The organism is Bacillus sp. 103mf, from assembly GCF_900116295.1.
Lineage (GTDB): Bacteria > Bacillota > Bacilli > Bacillales > Bacillaceae_G > Bacillus_A > Bacillus_A bruguierae.
The window spans coordinates 1-14027 of record NZ_FPAF01000010.1 but is presented as its reverse complement, the minus strand read 5'-3'; the positions used below and the strand labels follow the sequence as shown (position 1 = coordinate 14027).

Genomic DNA, 14027 nt, shown 5'->3' with positions numbered 1-14027 from the left:
AGAAGGTAAAACAGATGAAGGAATATATCATGCCTCGTATATTTAAAGGGTCTGCAGGAATTGCACAAGGTATTTTCGTATCTCTTGGAATTGGCCTACTGATTGAGAATATAGGAAGAATTGTTGATATTCCTACGTTAATTACAATCGGAGTTGTTGCGAAATCACTTATGGCGCCGGCAATTGGAGCAGGGATTGCTTTTATGATCGGAGCAAATGGACTTGTCATTTTCTCAGCGATGGTGATTACTTATATCGTAATTCCAGTAGCTGTTTCTTATATACTGTATATAATTTTGAAAAAAGCGGGTCGCATTAAACATGGGGACATGACTGTACCGCAATCTTAAAGACTAGTAAGAGTGTTTAAAAATATGCCAATGTGAAAATCTCCTCTTACATAGAGAAAAGCAGACTGAAGAAGCCACAGTCTGCTTTTGTTGTTATATATTATACGATTGTCCGGTTCGCAATGTAACTTTTTGCTCACGTAATTCAAATACATAGTATATAGCGGCATAGAGGAAGCTTCCTAGTACGACCCCTGCTACCGCATCTACAAAGGCGTGCTGTTTTGTAAATAAAGTAGATAAAATAATGAGTACGCCAACAAATGTTAGCAGGACGTATACCCATTTGTTTTGTTCCTTTCGCTTATAGGCTGTAATCATAATGACAAATGTTGTGAGTACGTGAATACTAGGAAAACAATTCACCGGTTGATCGATACTATAAATGTAGCGCACTAAATTAGCAAACACATCATTGCCGATCACTTCAGGGCGTGTTACTGTTGTTTGCCACATATAATAGATGCTAAAGGAAGTGAGTTTACCTAATAGTACACTACTTAATGTAACGTAATAGAGCTTTCGATCAGCAAAACAGTAATAAATAAGAGCGCCATATAAATAGGGAAACCAAAGTAAATATGGAACAATAAATTCTTTAGTAAATGGAATCCATTCGTCTGCTTTTGTTGTTACATTTACAGCGCCTACTGTTAAGTGATTTAGTACGTCATAAAGAAGGCTTACGAGTACGAGCAGGAGTATATAAGATAATGGAATAAAGGCCGAAAATTTGTTATTTTTCATAGTAATTCTCCTATTTGTTAATGTAATAATATGGAACCTGAAAATTATAATATATAAATTGCAAATGAACCATCGTTTTTTATAACATTTTTTACAAATAACCATACAGTTTTGTCACTGTATGAATACAAATTGAAAAAACGAGTGCAGATCATGGTTGTTCTGCGTAGCAGTGACTTATATATATCGTATTGTAAGTTGCCGATATAGGTGCGTGTAGGGGAATATACAATTAAACAAACGTTTGTTTAAGACGTATGTTCGAATTTGTGGTCTTAATCAAACGTTTGTTTAAGGCATATGTTCGACTTTATAGTATGAATCAAATTATTCAAATGAAAGAATAATAAATTGTGGAAATAATAAATCAATCTATATAAATAATAAGTTCAAGAATAAAAATTAACATAATAAAAAATGAGAGACGGCTAATGTAAAGTCGTCTCTCATTTCAAAAAATCTTAGTGTTTTGTTCTTAATTTTTTAAACTTACACAAATGATCTGTATATCAGAATTTTGTTCATTTGATATACAGATCATTTGTGCGATAGTTATTAAAAATAAGTGCAAAATATGTTTACATAAATGCTTTTAACAGCTGTTGTACCAATGGAATTATTCCACCTAGGAATGATAAGATTGCCATAGCAATTGCCATATCCAGTTCCTCCCTTTTCAGAATATTTAGTTATTACACTTTTATTGTATTTTAAAATAATGAAATTAGCAATCCCTTTTAATATGCAATATTGCATATTAAAAATGAGAAAGGAATATTCTATTTCTTTTATTTGAAAACTAGTAACACCCTTTTTAAAGAGTGAATTGTTTTGCTAAGTCTAAATATATTGTATTTAAGATGATTAGAATTTTAGTATTTTAATATAAAGGTTTAATTAATGTTTTAGGATAGGACTGGAAATTAAGAGTCATTATTGCGGATATTATGATAAAGTATTTTTCCGATTAGTAAACTGCTTTAATAATGTACGAAAAAACAAAGATTTTGCAGGAGAAAAGAAATTTTTAGCGAAATAAGTTAAAGTTTGAAATAAAAAGATATTTTTTATATGATAAGGATAGTGAAAAGTAGGTGAGTGTATGTCAGTAATATTTTATTCATATCCAAAATGTGGAACATGTCAAAAGGCAAAAAAATGGTTAGATGCAAATGATGTAGTATATGAAATGGTTCATATTGTCGAAAATCCACCTTCTAAGGAAGAACTTCGTAGTATATATGAACGTAGTGAATTACCATTAAAAAAATTTTTTAACACAAGTGGGATGCGTTACCGTGAGCTTGGGTTAAAGGACAAGCTAAAAGATGCAAGCGAAGAGGAAATGTTAGACATGCTCGCTTCTGATGGCATGTTAATCAAACGACCAATTGTAACAGGCGGTAATGATGTAACGGTTGGCTTTAATGAAGAGCAATTTGAAAGCGTGTGGAAAAAGTACCAATAAGGTGCTTTTACATAATTAATACATTCATTGGAGGTACAGACATGAGCATTCCAAAACAATTACGTTACTCTGAAGAGCACGAATGGGTACAAGTTGAAGGCAACCAAGTTATTATTGGTATTACAGATTTCGCACAACACGAATTAGGAGATATTGTATTCGTGGAACTTCCTGAAGTTGGTGCAACAATTGAAGCTGACGAGCCATTTGGAAGCGTAGAATCTGTTAAAACAGTTTCTGAATTATACGCACCTGTAGCAGGCAAAGTTGTAGCAGTAAACGAAGAATTAAATGACAAGCCAGAGCTTGTTAACGAATCTCCATACGAAGGTGCATGGATGATTAAAGTTGAGCTTGAAGATGCAGGTCAAGTGGATAACTTATTAACTGCAGAGCAATACGAGGAAATGATTAATCAAGACTAATTTGTAAAGGACAGCTATGAGCTGTCCTTTTTTAGTTGATTTGTATTATACGAAATGCCAATTGAAAAACCAACAAAAAAACCTGTCTTTTTAGGTGGGCGAGAGCATCTGGCTATGTGTAGAAGCGGTCAGGCCCTTTTCCTCCCACATGCAAGGATTAAACCAAAGGGAGAAAGTGAGTATAGGTTATCTTTGTTCTACATAGCAGCGACTTAGATATTGAAAAATTAAAATGGGTGTATATAGAACATAGAATTTTTTCTACTTAGAGATGATAGGAATGGAGATTGTCTTAGATATGTTTCTGAGCGAGCCCCTTCCGCTTTTCTTCACAAAAATAAACAGGAAACAACATTGAAATATTGAATATACTATATACTAAAGGGAAGGTTGTATCATAGTATATGGTGATCGGGTGATGCCAAGTGGTCTATGTGGACAAAGTAATTATTGTTGAAGGTAAGTCAGATAAGAGAAAGATCGAGGCAATTATTAGAGAACCGGTGGAAATTGTTTGTACAAATGGTACAATTGGTTTGTCGAAAATGGATGAACTCATTGACCAGCTGTACGATAAAGAAGTGTATGTTCTTGTGGACGCAGATGATGCAGGAGAGAAATTACGCAAACAGTTTCGTCGCGAATTTCCACGGGCTGAACATATTTACATTGATCGTTCGTATCGAGAGGTTGCGACTGCACCATCGTCTCATTTAGCGAACGTTTTATGGGGAGCTGACATTGACGTCTATACAGAATTTTTACGGTAAGGAAGGGTACAATGATTGATTGGACAGGACATGAAGCAGTAGTTGCAGTTAGAGATCAAGATAAAACGGTGTTATACGTATATACGCCAATGTGCGGTACGTGTCAGTTAGCTAAAAAAATGTTAACGGTTGTTGAAGCAGCGTTGCCTCATTTAGAAATTGGGATGCTGAATGTAAATTATGCACCGCATTTTGCACGGGAGTATGAAATTGAAAGTGTTCCGTGTTTACTTATATTTGAGAAGAATCAACTTGTAAAGAAAATATATGCATTTCAATCTGTGGAATATTTATATATGGAATTACAATAGGCGGCAAAAATTTTGCCGCCTCGACATATTTCTTGGGAAATAGTAAGAAACAAATGATTTTTCATACAGCTTTTGTCGAGAGAATGATACAGGAGAGCGTGTTATAGAAATGGAATGGTAATATGTAAAACGTGATATGGGGAGTGTGATGAAGATGAAATTGTATTCACTGCTTCAATCATTTGTAACATATGCCAATACGCAATATCACTTAGAACCACTATTACCACAATTCGAAAAGGTTGTTTGTTTTACTTTCCAAGATGAATGTTATTCATTGAATATTTCAAGAGAGAAAATTGAACTTATAAATGGTGTGGTGGGAACAGAAGGGCTTGTTTGTTCTCAAGAAATAGATTTACGGTTGTTGATTACAGGTCAAGTTCGCTTGCAGTCGCTATTGCGCCGAAATGCGATTACATATAAAGGGACTTATCGAACGATGTTATTATTAGAATCTGTATTTCATATTTGTAAACCGCTACGAGTTGGCGCTTAACTTTCAGAAAGTTTATTTTTGGCTAAAATTTCTGTTGACATCTATTTCATGCGTTGATACAATTCAAAACATAAAATAACGAAAACTTTATAACGATAAAATCAGACGAATTTTATATCTGATTTTCTCTTATCAAGAGAGGTGGAGGGACTGTGCCCTGTGAAACCCGGCAACCGTCAACTTATGTTGAAATGGTGCCAATTCCTGCAAAGCGAATGCTTTGAGAGATGAGAGGAAAGGATAATAGTAATTTATGTATATAAACCTTTCTGCTCATTTTAAAGCAGAAAGGTTTTTTTGTTGTTTCGATGTAGAAGGACACTCGAACAACAAGATGTTTTTATGGCTATAGCGGAGAGCCGCTTACGCTTTTATAATCTAGCTTCAGTGGCTAGAACAATCGGTCGTTTCACTCCCTCCTACGAGGCAAAAAGCGCCTCTGTGTCAGGAGTTCCAACGCCTTTTTGTTCTAAACGAGCCGCTTACGCTTTTTGTGTAATCTAGCTCCAGCGGCTAGAATCTCCGGTCGTTTCGCTCTCTCGGTCGAAGTAAAAAAACACTTCTCGGTCGAGAGCTCCAACGCCCTGCGATTTTGAACGAGCCGCTTACGCTTTTTAATTAAAAAGGGGTGACATCGATGATCATTTTAGAAAATGTAAAGAAAATATATCGCTCCAAACACGGTGATGTTACTGCTGTGGATGATGCGAATTTACAAATAGAAAAAGGCGAGATTTTCGGGGTTATCGGCTATAGCGGCGCCGGAAAGAGTTCGTTAATTCGCTTGTTTAATCAATTGGAGAAACCAACGTCTGGAAAGATTACGATTGGAGAGCGTGTGATTTCAGCAATTACAGGTAAGGAACTTCGCGAAGCACGTCAAGAAATCGGGATGATTTTTCAGCACTTCAACTTACTTTGGTCACGAACTGTTCGTGAAAATATTGCTTTCCCGCTTGAAATTGCTGGGGTGACAAAAGAGAAACGAAGTCAGCGCGTAGATGAATTAATTCGTCTTGTTGGTTTAGAAGGACGAGGCGATGCGTATCCATCTCAGCTAAGTGGTGGACAAAAGCAGCGCGTCGGTATTGCGAGAGCGTTAGCGAATAATCCGAAAGTATTATTGTGCGATGAAGCAACGTCCGCATTAGATCCAGAAACGACAGATCAAATTTTAGATTTGCTTCTCGATATTAATAAACGTCTTGGGTTAACGATTGTACTCATTACACATGAAATGCATGTCATTCAAAAAATTTGTAATCGCGTTGCTGTTATGGAAAAAGGAAAGATTGTTGAAAGCGGCAGCGTGTTAGATGTATTTCGTAATCCGCAGCAAGACATTACAAAGCGTTTCGTTAAGCAAATAACAGATTCTGAAGATGCAGATGAAGCAATTGAGCATTTAGTAGAGAAATACCCGGAAGGAAAGGTCGTGAAACTGCAATTTATTGGTGAAGCAGTAGAAAGACCAGTTTTACAGGATTTAATGAAGCAAGATGGAGTGGAAGTGAGCATTCTGCAAGGGAATATTGCGCAAACGACAAACGGGGCGTATGGAAGCTTAATTGTCCATTTAAATGGTGACGAAGATGTGATTGCAAAAGCAATTGCAACGATTCAACAAGAGCAAGTCGAGCTGGAGGTGATTGCACATGGATAATCTGCTTCAAAATGTCGATTGGGATACAATGCTAGAAGCTACTAGAGAAACGTTATATATGACGACAGTTGCCACACTGGCAACATTTGTATTGGGTCTTATTCTTGGATTATTACTGTTTCTTACAGGAAAAGATAATTTATGGGAGAACAAACCGGTCAATGTTGTAATTGGTACGTTTGTAAATATTTTTCGTTCTATCCCGTTCATCATTTTAATTATTTTACTCATTCCATTTACGAAGTTTCTTCTAAATACCATTCTTGGAGCAAGTGCTGCACTGCCAGCATTAATTGTTGGAGCAGCGCCGTTTTATGCGAGAATGGTTGAAATTGCTCTTCGTGAAATTGATAAAGGTGTCATTGAAGCATCGAAAGCGATGGGGGCAAAGACAAGTACAATTATTTTAAAAGTACTGATACCAGAATCTTTGCCAGCACTCATTTCGGGTATTACGGTAACGGCGATTGCACTTGTGGGCTACACAGCGATGGCTGGAGTAGTTGGTGCAGGTGGCCTTGGTACACTTGCTTATTTAGAAGGATTCCAGCGCAACAATAGCGATGTAACGCTCATGGCAACAATTCTTGTGCTTGTGATCGTATTTATTATTCAAGTGCTTGGTGACTTCTTTACGAAGCGACTTGATAAAAGATAAAGAAGAGTTTTCGTCTCAGACGAAGACTTTCTATAAAGATACTATTTTGAATATTACGAAAAGGAAGGATGTCATAACATGAAAAAGGTATTATTTTCAGTACTTATTGCTGTATTTGTATTGGCATTAGCCGCTTGTAGTAGCGGCGAGAAAGATAAGAAAACAATTGTAGTGGGTGCTTCTAACGTACCGCATGCGGTTATTTTAGAAAAAGCGAAACCATTATTAGAGAAAAAGGGTATTACATTAAAAATAAAAAAATTCCAAGACTATGTACTACCAAACCAAACGTTAGCTAGTAAAGATCTTGATGCGAACTATTTCCAACACATTCCGTATTTAGAGAAGGAAATCCAAGAAAAAGGATATAAGTTTGTAAATGCTGGGAAATTTCATTTAGAGCCTATGGGAATTTACTCTAAGAAATATAAAAGTTTAAAAGACCTTCCAAACGGCGGAACAGTAATTATGAGTAATAACGTATCAGAGCGCGGACGTATGTTAGCACTTCTGCAAAAAGGCGGCGTTATTAAACTGAAAGACGGCGTAGATGTTGTAAAAGCGACAGAAAAAGATATTGTAGAAAATCCAAAAAACTTGAAATTTAAAACGGATGTTGAACCGGGTCTTACACCAAAGTTATATGAGAACAATGAAGGTGATGCAATTTTCATTAACTCAAACTACGCAATTGATGCAAAATTAAACCCAACAAAAGATGCGATTGTAATTGAAGGATCAGATTCTCCTTACGCAAATATTATCGCTGTTCGTAAAGGTGACGAAAATAGAAAAGAAATTAAAGAACTTGTAGAAGTATTACATTCAAAAGAAATTCAAGATTTTATTACGAAAGAATACAAAGGAGCTGTGCTTCCTGTAAGTGAATAAGGTGAAAAAAAGGGCTGGAAATTCTTAGCCCTTTTTTCTTTATACAATTAGGAAGAAAGGTGTATCATAATGTAATGTGCAGAAAATTCCTGTTCGTATTTGCAGAAAAATTGTTACATTTTTTCAGCGTTTGCGATATCATTTTATTTGATATAAAATTAGAATGAGAATAAAATGAGAATGTGAACGTTTTAGGAATTTTTAAAATGTATATAGAGAATTATTGGAGGTATTGAGATGGCTGGTTCTACATTAACGATTAAAGATTTACATGTATCAATTGATGGCAAAGAAATATTAAAAGGTGTAAACCTTGAAGTAAAAGGTGGAGAAATCCATGCAATCATGGGACCTAACGGAACAGGTAAATCAACTTTATCTTCTGCAATTATGGGTCACCCAAAATATGAAGTAACACAAGGTAGCATCATCATCGACGGTGAAGATGTATTAGAAATGGAAGTAGATGAGCGTGCGCAAGCTGGTCTATTCTTAGCAATGCAATATCCAAGTGAAATTAGCGGAGTAACAAATGCTGACTTCTTACGTTCTGCAATTAATGCACGCCGCGAAGAAGGCGATGAAATTTCTCTTATGAAATTTATCCGTACATTAGATAAAAACATGGAATTCCTAGAAATGGATCCAGCAATGGCACAACGTTATTTAAATGAAGGTTTCTCTGGCGGTGAGAAAAAACGTAACGAAATTCTTCAATTAATGATGATTCAGCCAAAAATCGCAATCTTAGACGAAATCGACTCTGGTCTTGATATCGATGCATTAAAAGTTGTATCTAAAGGTATTAACGAAATGCGCGGTGAAGATTTCGGTTGCTTAATGATTACGCACTACCAACGTTTATTAAATTACATTACTCCAGATCATGTACACGTTATGATGAATGGTCGTATTGTGAAATCTGGCGGCCCTGAGCTTGCACACCGTTTAGAAGCTGAAGGTTATGACTGGATTAAAAAAGAACTAGGTATTGAAGACGAAACAGAAGAGCAAGAAGCGTAAGAGAGGAGCAATAAACATGACAATTGGTACATTACCTTTCGATCAAGATTCTATCCGTCAATTTGCAAGCGAAGCGAATGAAGCTGCTTGGTTGACTGAGTTCCGCTTACAAGCTCTTGCAAAGGCAACTGAACTTCCAATGCCAACGCCAGATAAAACGAAAATTGATAAATGGGATTTTATCGGCAAAGGTAAAACTGTAAAGCAAGAGCCTGTAGGTTCTTTAGAAGAACTTCCAGAAGCAGTGAAAAATATAATTGATGAAAATAATAACGTACTTGTACAGCGCAGTGGTACAACTGCATTCGTTTCCTTAGCAGAAGAAGCAAAAACAAAAGGCGTTATTTTTACAGATATCGTAACAGCTGCAACTGAGCATGCTGAACTAGTGCAAAAGTATTTAATGAAAGATGGCGTGAAAGTTGACGAGCATCGCTTAACAGCACTTCATGCTGCACTAATCAACGGCGGTGCGTTTGTATACGTTCCGAAAAACGTTGTTCTTGAAACACCACTTCAAGCTGTATTTTTAGTAGACGGCGAAGAAGCAAACGTTTATAACCATGTATTATTTGTTGCAGATGCAAATAGTTCAGCAACATATGTAGAAAACTACGTGGCAAATGAAACTGTTACAGGTATTGCAAATATCGTGGCAGAAGTCATTGTAGAACAAGGCGCACAAGTGAAATTTGGTGCGGTTGACTTATTAGCGAAAGACGTGACATCTTACGTAAACCGCCGCGGCGTAGTTGGACGAGACGGACGTCTTGAGTGGGCATTAGGTCTTATGAACGATGGAAACACAATTTCTGAAAACGTAACGAACTTAATGGGCGACGGTTCATTTGCTGATACAAAAACAGTAACAATCGGCCGTGGCAACCAAACGCAAAACTTTACAACAAAAGTTGTTCACTTCGGTAAACACTCTGAAGGTTTCATCTTAAAACACGGTGTTCAAAAAGATAGTGCAACATCTATCTTTAACGGAATTGGTAAAATTGAGCACGGTGCATCTAAATCAAATGCACAACAATCTTCTCGCGTTCTTATGTTAAATGAAAAAGCACGCGGCGATGCAAACCCAATTCTTTTAATTGATGAAGACGATGTAATGGCAGGTCACGCAGCTTCTGTAGGACGCGTAGATCCTACACAACTATACTACTTAATGAGCCGTGGTATTCCGAAGAAAGAAGCAGAACGTCTAGTCATCCATGGATTCTTAGCACCTGTAGTAAATGAGCTTCCAATCGAAGGAGTAAAAGCACAGCTTGTTGAGGTAATCGAAAGGAAAGTTCGCTAATGGATATTCATGAAATACGCAAACAGTTTCCAATTCTTGATCAAAAGGTGAACGGCAAACAACTTGTTTATTTCGATAGTGCGGCAACTTCTCAAAAACCGATTCAAGTCATTGAAACGTTAGAACATTACTATAAAGAGTACAATTCGAATGTACATCGCGGTGTTCATACGCTCGGTACGAAAGCAACCGATGCGTATGAAGGCGCACGCGAGAAAGTTCGTAAGTTTATTAATGCGAAATCTATGGAAGAAATTATTTTTACGCGCGGTACAACAACGGCGTTAAATACAGTTGCGGCAAGTTATGGTATGGAAAATGTAAAAGAAGGCGATGAAATTGTCATCTCTTATATGGAGCACCATAGTAATATCATTCCTTGGCAACAAGTTGCTAAGAAAACAGGCGCAACGTTAAAATATCTTCCGCTTCAAGAAGACGGAACAATCTCATTAGAAGATGTTCGTCAAACGATTACGCCAAATACGAAAATCGTTTCCATCATGTACGTATCAAACGTACTTGGAACGATTAACCCTGTAAAAGAAATTGCAGAAATCGCACATCAAAACGGTGCAATTATGGTCGTTGATGGTGCACAAAGTACACCGCATATGAAAGTGGATGTACAAGATTTAAACTGTGATTTTTACACTTTATCCGCTCATAAAATGTGCGGACCTACAGGTATCGGCGTATTATATGGTAAGAAGGAATTGCTTAACAATATGGAGCCAATTGAATTTGGTGGTGAAATGATTGATTTTGTAGATTTACAAGAATCTACGTGGAAAGAGCTTCCGTGGAAATTCGAAGCAGGTACACCGATTATTGCGAATGCAATCGGACTTGGAGCTGCGATTGATTTCCTAGAAGAAATCGGTCTTGATCATATTGAAAAGCATGAGCATGAATTAGCGCAGTATGCTTTAGAAAGACTATCAGAAGTAGACGGTGTTACAATTTATGGTCCAAAAAAACGTGCAGGTCTTGTTACATTTAATGTTGATGAAGTACATCCGCACGATGTGGCAACAGTATTAGATGTAGAAGGGATTGCGGTTCGTGCAGGGCATCACTGTGCACAGCCGCTAATGAAGTGGCTAAAAGCTTCTTCTACAGCACGTGCAAGTTTCTATTTATATAACACAAAAGAAGAAATTGATACATTTGTCGAAGCGCTGACGAAAACAAAGGAGTATTTCACAAATGTCATTTAATAATTTAGATACGTTATATCGCCAAGTTATTATGGATCATTACAAAAATCCACGTAACCATGGCGTATTAGAAGACAGTGTTACGGTGAATTTGAACAACCCAACTTGCGGCGACCGCATTCAACTTACGATGAAAGTGGAAGACGGGATTGTTCAAGAAGCGAAGTTTGAAGGAGAAGGCTGTTCCATCTCTATGTCTTCCGCTTCTATGATGACGCAAGCGGTAAAAGGAAAGAAAATTGAAGAAGCACTTAAGCTTTCGAAAATTTTCTCTGATATGATGCTAGGAAAAGAGTATGATGACAGCATTGATTTAGGGGATATCGAAGCATTACAAGGTGTATGCAAATTTCCAGCGCGTATTAAGTGTGCAACATTAGCTTGGAAAGCGCTAGAAAAAGGCTTGAACGAAGAGAAGTAATGCAGATCACTTCCTAAAAACAAGGTTATCCAAGGAGGGACATACGAACATGGCGAAACAGCTGCCAGATATCGGCGATTATAAATATGGTTTCAAAGATAAAGACGTTTCAATTTTCCGTGCTGAGCGCGGTTTAACAAAAGAAATCGTAGAAGAGATTTCACGTATGAAAGAAGAACCACAGTGGATGTTAGACTTCCGTTTAAAATCACTGAATCACTTCTATGAAATGCCAATGCCACAATGGGGCGGCGACTTAAATGACTTAGATTTCGATGAAATTACGTACTACGTAAAACCATCTGAGAAATCCGAAAAGTCTTGGGATGAAGTACCTGATGAAATTAAAGCAACGTTTGATAAATTGGGTATTCCAGAAGCAGAGCAAAAATATTTAGCGGGTGTATCTGCACAGTACGAATCTGAAGTTGTATACCACAACATGAAAGAAGACCTAGAAGCTCTAGGAATCGTATTTAAAGATACAGATAGCGCATTAAGAGAGAACGAAGATATTTTCCGTGAGCATTTCGGAAAAGTAATTCCACCAACAGACAACAAATTTTCAGCGTTAAACTCTGCAGTTTGGTCTGGTGGATCATTCATCTACGTTCCAAAAGGTGTAAAAGTTGATACACCACTTCAAGCGTATTTCCGTATTAACTCTGAAAATATGGGACAATTCGAACGTACGCTTATTATCGTAGACGAAGGCGCGCACGTACACTATGTAGAAGGTTGTACAGCACCTGTTTACACAACAAACTCACTTCACAGTGCGGTAGTAGAAATCATCATTAAGAAAGATGCATATTGCCGTTATACAACAATCCAAAACTGGGCAAACAACGTATATAACCTAGTTACAAAACGTGCAGTTTGTGAAGCAAACGCAACGATGGAATGGATTGACGGTAACATCGGATCAAAATTAACGATGAAATACCCAGCTGTTATCTTAAAAGGCGAAGGCGCTCGCGGTTTAACATTATCAATCGCGATTGCTGGTAAAGGCCAACACCAAGATGCTGGTGCAAAAATGATTCACTTAGCACCAAATACATCTTCAACAATCGTTTCTAAATCGATTGCAAAACATGGTGGTAAAGTAACTTACCGTGGTATCGTACACTTCGGACCAAAAGCGACAAACTCTCGCTCTAACATCGAGTGTGACACATTAATCATGGATAACCAATCTACATCTGATACAATTCCTTACAACGAGATCAAAAACGATCACGTTTCACTTGAGCACGAAGCGAAAGTATCAAAAGTATCAGAAGAACAATTATTCTACCTAATGAGCCGCGGTATTTCTGAGCAAGAAGCAACAGAAATGATCGTAATGGGCTTCATCGAGCCATTCACTCGCGAACTTCCAATGGAATACGCAGTAGAAATGAACCGTTTAATCAAATTCGAGATGGAAGGTAGTATTGGATAACCCTTATATATCAAGGGTTTCCGACTCCTAAAGCATCGTCTTCAATCATTTTGATAACATGTAGATACGTGTCTGCAGTGACTTTCAAGCTTGCGTGCTTAAGTCACTTGGGCACGTATTTTATTTTTGTCGAATTTGGCAAGACCTCCCCACTTCAAGATTCGGAGAAGATAAGTGACGGTAGTTTTCATGAGCTTGAAGATGTTAAGAAGTAAAGAAGACTGGGTGCATGGAGTCACTGAAAAACTGTCTACTTTGAGTAAGTAACAGAATTTTTATCAATATACAGAAATCAAAAAGAAAATAATTATTTTCTTTCTCTCTTGTAAGGGATTTTTCAGTGTTCTCGGGTATTCTTTGGTTTTCTCAATTCGTTTTTTGTTATATTAAAATAATTAGACAGGGGTCAAAAGTGTATGGTATAATTTTCTAAAAAGGAGGGATTATTTTGAAAGTTCTAAATAATGTTAAAGGAATAAAATTACTAGCATGTTTATCAATTGGCTTATGCACTTTTAATTATTCTTCTATTTCTTTCGCTGAAACACAAACAAGTAATTCAGCTGATGCAACAAAAAAAGCTATTGACATTGATACTGGTATAGCAAATCTAAAGTATAATAATCAAGAAGTTTTAGCAGTAAATGGTGATAAAGTAGAGAGTTTTGTTCCGAAAGAAAGTACAAATTCAAATGGTAAATTTGTAGTAGTTGAACGTGAGAAAAAATCACTTACAACTTCACCAGTCGATATTTCAATTATTGATTCTGTGGCTAATCGTACTTATCCAGGAGCAGTACAACTTGCAAATAAAGCTTTTGCAGA

15 protein-coding genes, 1 pseudogene and 1 riboswitch are annotated in these 14027 nt (G+C 36.9%); of the genes and pseudogenes, 15 read left to right on the top strand and 1 reads right to left on the bottom strand.

Annotation, left to right across the window (positions count from 1 at the left end):
- Nucleotides 1–14: 14 nt before the first annotated feature.
- Nucleotides 15–245 (top strand): annotated as a pseudogene (locus BM350_RS18645) (PTS sugar transporter subunit IIC); the annotation flags it as partial.
- 198 nt (nt 246–443) lie between these two features.
- Here BM350_RS18645 and BM350_RS18640 read toward each other — a convergent pair.
- Entirely contained in the window at nt 444–1202 is a 759-nt protein-coding gene (locus BM350_RS18640) for a phosphatase PAP2 family protein (protein WP_348272209.1), read from the bottom strand.
- A gap of 997 nt (nt 1203–2199) precedes the next feature.
- Here BM350_RS18640 and BM350_RS18635 point away from each other — a divergent pair.
- The 14 genes from BM350_RS18635 to BM350_RS18565 all read left to right on the top strand — a co-directional run.
- Nucleotides 2200–2565: an arsenate reductase family protein gene (locus tag BM350_RS18635; protein ID WP_090916105.1), complete on the top strand. Its 366-nt coding sequence runs from the start codon at nt 2200–2202 to the stop codon at nt 2563–2565.
- 41 nt (nt 2566–2606) lie between these two features.
- Entirely contained in the window at nt 2607–2990 is a 384-nt protein-coding gene (gene gcvH / locus BM350_RS18630; protein ID WP_090916106.1) for a glycine cleavage system protein GcvH, read from the top strand.
- 425 nt (nt 2991–3415) lie between these two features.
- Nucleotides 3416–3760, top strand: a complete 345-nt coding sequence (locus tag BM350_RS18625) for a toprim domain-containing protein (RefSeq protein WP_090916108.1) — start codon at nt 3416–3418, stop codon at nt 3758–3760.
- Nucleotides 3761–3771: 11 nt separating this feature from the next.
- Nucleotides 3772–4071, top strand: a complete 300-nt coding sequence (locus BM350_RS18620) for a thioredoxin family protein (protein ID WP_090916110.1) — start codon at nt 3772–3774, stop codon at nt 4069–4071.
- 154 nt (nt 4072–4225) lie between these two features.
- Nucleotides 4226–4570 carry a hypothetical protein gene (locus tag BM350_RS18615; RefSeq protein WP_090916112.1) on the top strand — a complete coding sequence of 115 codons (345 nt, stop codon included), beginning with the start codon at nt 4226–4228 and terminating at the stop codon, nt 4568–4570.
- A 126-nt stretch (nt 4571–4696) separates the two neighbouring features.
- Nucleotides 4697–4804: riboswitch (SAM riboswitch) on the top strand.
- 403 nt (nt 4805–5207) lie between these two features.
- Nucleotides 5208–6233, top strand: coding sequence for a methionine ABC transporter ATP-binding protein (locus BM350_RS18605; protein ID WP_090916114.1), 1026 nt, complete (start codon nt 5208–5210; stop codon nt 6231–6233).
- The gene (locus BM350_RS18600; protein WP_090916116.1) at nt 6226–6891 is read left to right on the top strand and encodes a methionine ABC transporter permease; all 666 of its coding nucleotides are present in this window, start codon (nt 6226–6228) and stop codon (nt 6889–6891) included. The genes BM350_RS18605 and BM350_RS18600 overlap by 8 nt, the downstream gene beginning before the upstream one ends.
- A gap of 78 nt (nt 6892–6969) precedes the next feature.
- Entirely contained in the window at nt 6970–7782 is an 813-nt protein-coding gene (gene metQ, locus BM350_RS18595; protein WP_090916118.1) for a methionine ABC transporter substrate-binding lipoprotein MetQ, read from the top strand.
- 237 nt (nt 7783–8019) lie between these two features.
- Nucleotides 8020–8805 carry a Fe-S cluster assembly ATPase SufC gene (gene sufC / locus BM350_RS18590; RefSeq protein WP_090916120.1) on the top strand — a complete coding sequence of 262 codons (786 nt, stop codon included), beginning with the start codon at nt 8020–8022 and terminating at the stop codon, nt 8803–8805.
- A 16-nt stretch (nt 8806–8821) separates the two neighbouring features.
- Nucleotides 8822–10114, top strand: coding sequence for a Fe-S cluster assembly protein SufD (sufD, locus tag BM350_RS18585; RefSeq protein WP_090916122.1), 1293 nt, complete (start codon nt 8822–8824; stop codon nt 10112–10114).
- Nucleotides 10114–11334, top strand: coding sequence for a cysteine desulfurase SufS (gene sufS, locus BM350_RS18580; RefSeq protein WP_090916124.1), 1221 nt, complete (start codon nt 10114–10116; stop codon nt 11332–11334). Before sufD ends, sufS begins: the two co-directional genes overlap by 1 nt.
- A complete protein-coding gene (gene sufU, locus BM350_RS18575; protein WP_090916126.1) occupies nt 11324–11755 on the top strand; it encodes a Fe-S cluster assembly sulfur transfer protein SufU in 432 nt (143 codons plus the stop codon). Before sufS ends, sufU begins: the two co-directional genes overlap by 11 nt.
- Nucleotides 11756–11804: 49 nt before the next feature.
- Nucleotides 11805–13202, top strand: a complete 1398-nt coding sequence (gene sufB, locus BM350_RS18570; protein ID WP_090916128.1) for a Fe-S cluster assembly protein SufB — start codon at nt 11805–11807, stop codon at nt 13200–13202.
- 448 nt (nt 13203–13650) lie between these two features.
- Nucleotides 13651–14027 (top strand): thiol-activated cytolysin family protein (locus BM350_RS18565; protein WP_211482633.1); only part of this gene is annotated, 377 nt, incomplete at its 3' end.